Source organism: Terrabacter sp. 05T424, assembly GCF_056396225.1.
On record NZ_JBFTLB010000021.1, the window covers coordinates 1 to 4,086 of the forward strand.

Sequence of the window (4,086 nt, forward strand, 5' to 3'; positions counted from 1 at the left end):
GTCGAGGCAGGGAGGCCGGGATTGGCACTGGTAGTGATGTCGGTGGTCGAGCTGCGGCTGGACGCGGTGCGGGCGGTGCTGGCGGGGGCGAGGGTCACCGAGGTGGCCGCCCAGGCCGGGGTGTCGCGTCAGAGCGTGCACACGTGGGTGGGCAGGTACCTGCTCGAGGGGGTCGCGGGGCTGGCGGACCGGTCGCACCGGCCGGCGGGGTGCAAGCACCAGACGCCCGGGTCGGTGGAGGTGCGGGTGGTCGAGCTGCGCCGGGAGCATCCGCGGTGGGGCGCGAAGCGGATCCGGATGGAGCTGTTGCGGGCGCCGGGTCCGTGGTCGGGCGAGGGTGTGACTGGGGTGACGGTGCCGTCGACGGCGACGATCAACCGGATCCTGCGGCGCAAGGACCTGGTGACGCCGCGGCCGCGGAAGCGTCCTCGGGACTCGTACGTGCGGTTCGAGCGGCCGGGGCCGATGCAGCTGTGGGGGATCGACATCGTCGGCGGGATCCGGCTGGTCGACGTGGCGACCGGGGTGGTGCGGGAGGCGAAGATCGTCACCGGGGTCGATGATCACTCGCGGTACTGCGTGATGGCTCAGGTGGTGGAGCGGGCCACCGGCCGGGCGGTGTGTCTGGCGTTCGCGCAGGCGCTGGCCCGATATGGCGTCCCCGAGGAGGTGATCACCGACAACGGGAGGCAGTTCACCGACCGGTTCGGCACTCACGGGCCCCGCAACGGGGAGGTGTTGTTCGACAAGATCTGTCGCCGCAACGGGATCCGGCACCGCCTGACGGCGCCGGCCTCGCCGAACCAGAACGGGAAGGTGGAGCGGTTCCACGGCACGTTCCGGCCGGACTTCCTCGACGAGGCGGGCCCGTTCACCTCGGTCGAGCAGGCGCAGGCCGCGGTCGACGCGTGGGTGAACGAGTACAACACCGACCGGCCACACCAAGCCCTTGACGAGAAGGTGCCGGTGACGCCCGCGGAGCGGTTCGCCCCCGTGCCCGCCGAGCAGCGCGCGGTGCTGCCGTTGTGGCTGCCCCCAGTCATCGAGCCCGTCGCGGTCATCGAGCAGCTGATGGACCATCCGTCGGGCCCGTCAGTACCGCAGGACGAAGACCTTTGCATGACAGGCCATCCCGTGATGCAGCAGGAACCTTCAGCATCCGTGACGGCGCGGCAGCCCGGTGACGCAGTCGAGCTCGAGCGGGTCGTGGGGCCGTCGGGGAACCTGGCGATCCGTGGGCAGCAGTTCTGGCTCGGCCCGGCTCGGGTGGGTCAGGTCGTCAGGTTCTGGATCGACTGCGACATGATCCACCTGTCCATCGGCGGCACCCGCGTCAAGACGGTCCGCTCGCACCTGAGCGTCAACGACCTGGCCATCCTTGCCGCCCAGGGCGCCAGTCCGGCCGGCGCTCCGCCGCTGCCGGCCTCGTCCGAGCCCGACGGGGTCGTCGAGCTCGAGCGTGCCGTTTCCCGCTTCGGCACCATCAACCTGGCCGGGCGCAAGGTCCTGATCGCCGAGATCCTCGGCGGCCGGCAGGTCGGGATCCGGATCGAGGACACCACCTTGATGGCCTTCGACCTGGACACCCGCGAGCTGCTGCGCACCAGACCCAACCCGATCCCGCCCGAGCAGCTGCGAGGCCTGCGCGGGGTCCGCCCGGCCGGGCCTGCGCTACGGCCCTCGACCGAGCCGGTCACCGTGCAACGGCGCGCCTCGACCGAAGGAGTGATCATGGTCGCCGGGCAGAAGATCGCCATCGGCCGGGCCCACGCCCACCACACCGTCACCGTCCATGTCGCCGAAGCCACCCTCGCGGTCGAGACCGACGGCGAGACCCGCGTCTTCCGCCGAACCAGCACCAAGCCCGTGCGTAGCATCAAGGGCCAGCGGCCACGGACCGCTAACTCAGTTTCCTAGCCGGAGTGTCAAGCATCAGGTGACACAACTCCGTCAAGCATCAGATGAGTCAAGACACCAACTCCGAAGGCTGTCCTCCGTCAGGTGATGCGCGAGGGTCCGTCAGGTGATGTGCGACAGGGGCGTGGTTCGGCACCGTGGGTTCGGGCGTCTCCGTGGGGCGTCCGGACTCGAGGAGGCCGGGATTGGCACTGGTTGTCTTGTCTGTCATCGAGCAGCGGTTGGACGCGGTCCGGGCGGTGTTGGGCGGTGCGGATGTCACCGAGGTCGCGGCCAGGTGTGGGGTGCATCGCTCGAGCGTGCACCGATGGGTCGGTCGGTACCTGACCGATCAGCTGGCGGGCTTGGCGGACCGGTCGCACCGGCCGGTGTCGTGTCCGCAGCAGGTGGCTTCGGTGGTCGAGGCCGCGGTCGTGGAGATGCGTCGGAAGCATCCGCGGTGGGGGTCGCGTCGGATCCGGATGGAGTTGATGCGTCACCCCGTGGAGGGGGTGAGCGTGCCGGCGGAGCGCACGATCGATCGGATCTTGATCCGGCAGGGCCTGCTGCGGACCCGGCCGCGGAAGAAGCCGAAGAGCGCGTATGTGCGGTTCGAGCGTCCGGGGCCGATGCAGCTGTGRGGGATCGACATCGTCGGCGGGATCCAGTTGGTCGACGTGGCCACCGGGGTGGTGCGGGACGCGAAGCTCGTGACGGGGGTGGATGACCATTCGAGGTTCTGYGTGCTGGCCCATGTCATCGAGCGGGCCACCTCGCGGGCGGTGTGCCTGGCGTTCGCGCAGGCGCTGTCCCGGTTCGGGGTGCCGCAGGAGGTGATCACGGACAACGGCAAGCAGTTCACCGGCCGGTTCAGCGGTGGCGGGGAGGTGTTGTTCGACAGGATCTGCCGCCGTAACGGGATCACGCATCGGCTCACGCGGCCGGCGTCACCGAACCAGAACGGGAAGGTGGAGCGGTTCCACGGCACGTTCCGTCCGGAGTTCCTGGCTGAGGCGGGCCCGTTCACCAGCGTCGAGGAGGCGCAGGCGGCGGTCGATGCGTGGGTGGCCGAGTACAACACGAACCGGCCGCACCAGGCGTTGGACGAGAAGGTCCCGGTGACCCCGTCGGACCGGTTCGCCGCGGTGGCGCAGGCGGACCGTGAGGTCCTCGAGCTGTGGCTGCCAGCATCCCTGACCGCCGTGTCAGAAGGGGTGTCAGAAGGGGTGTCAGAAGGGGTGTCGGAAGGGGTGTCGGAGGGGGTGTCCGCAGCCCCGGTGGGGGTTGCGGGTCCCGACCCGTCGAGCATCGAGGTCGTCGACGTCAACGACGCCCAGGACGGGGTGGGTCCGTTCGACCCTCGGCCGGGGGATGCCGATGCGGTCGAGCTGGACCTGGTCGTGCCGCCGTCGGGGAACATGAAGCTGGGCCCGCAGCAGCTGTGGCTGGGCCCGGCGCATGCCGGGCGCACGGTGCGGGTGTGGGTGACTGCGACGTGGTGCACCTGAGTGTGGGCGCCTCCCGGGTCAAGACGGTCCGCTCCCAGCTGAGCGTGGCTGACCTGAGCCGGTTGCGGGCCAACGGCGCGGCGCCTGCGGGCCCCTCGCCGGTACCTCGCCCGGAGCAGGGCGAGGCGATCGAGGTCGAGCGGSTAGTCAGCCGGACCGGGCTGGTGGCGCTCGGACCGCACCGGGTGCTGGCCGCTGAGATCCTGGCCGGGCGGCAGGTCGGTGTCCGGATCGATGCGAACGTGCTGCAGTTCTTCGACCCGGACACCCGGGCGCTGCTGCGGGCCCGGCCGAACCCGCTGACCCGCGAGCAGGTGTTGCGGCTGCGTGGGGCCCGCCGTGCCGGGCCACCTCCTCGCCCGTTGAGTGAGCCGGTCACCGTGCAGCGCCGGGCGGCCAGCACCGGTGTGATCCTGGTCTGTCGGCAACGGGTCAACCTCGGCCGCGAGCACGCGGGCCAGATCGTCACCGTGCACGTGTCCGAGACCACCCTGACCATCGAGCTTGGCCAAGGCGACCCGTGGACCCTGTCGCGGACCACCACGCTGCCGGTGCGGAACGTCAAGGCGTTCCACCCGCGAGCCTCGAACGAGTAGTCGAGCAACACGACGGGCCTACGATGGCCAGCAGTCGACCACGGATCGACCCCTACTTTTCTAGCCCTGGTGTCGCACATCAGGTG

2 protein-coding genes and 1 pseudogene are annotated in these 4,086 nt (G+C 70.4%); all 3 read left to right on the forward strand.

Translation table 11 applies throughout. The features are described from left to right. The first annotated feature begins 21 nt into the window (after positions 1-21). The 3 genes and pseudogenes from AC1DE0_RS22370 (at position 22) to AC1DE0_RS22380 (ending at position 4,000) form a co-directional block, all read left to right on the forward strand. Positions 22-1,917 carry an IS481 family transposase gene (locus AC1DE0_RS22370; RefSeq protein ID WP_478105837.1) on the forward strand — a complete coding sequence of 632 codons (1,896 nt, stop codon included), beginning with the start codon at positions 22-24 and terminating at the stop codon, positions 1,915-1,917. 185 nt (positions 1,918-2,102) lie between these two features. Next, positions 2,103-3,087: pseudogene (locus tag AC1DE0_RS22375) on the forward strand (IS481 family transposase); the annotation flags it as partial. A gap of 361 nt (positions 3,088-3,448) precedes the next feature. Next, on the forward strand, positions 3,449-4,000 hold the full coding sequence (locus tag AC1DE0_RS22380) for a hypothetical protein (protein ID WP_478105835.1): 552 nt from the start codon (positions 3,449-3,451) through the stop codon (positions 3,998-4,000). The last annotated feature ends 86 nt before the right edge of the window (positions 4,001-4,086 follow it).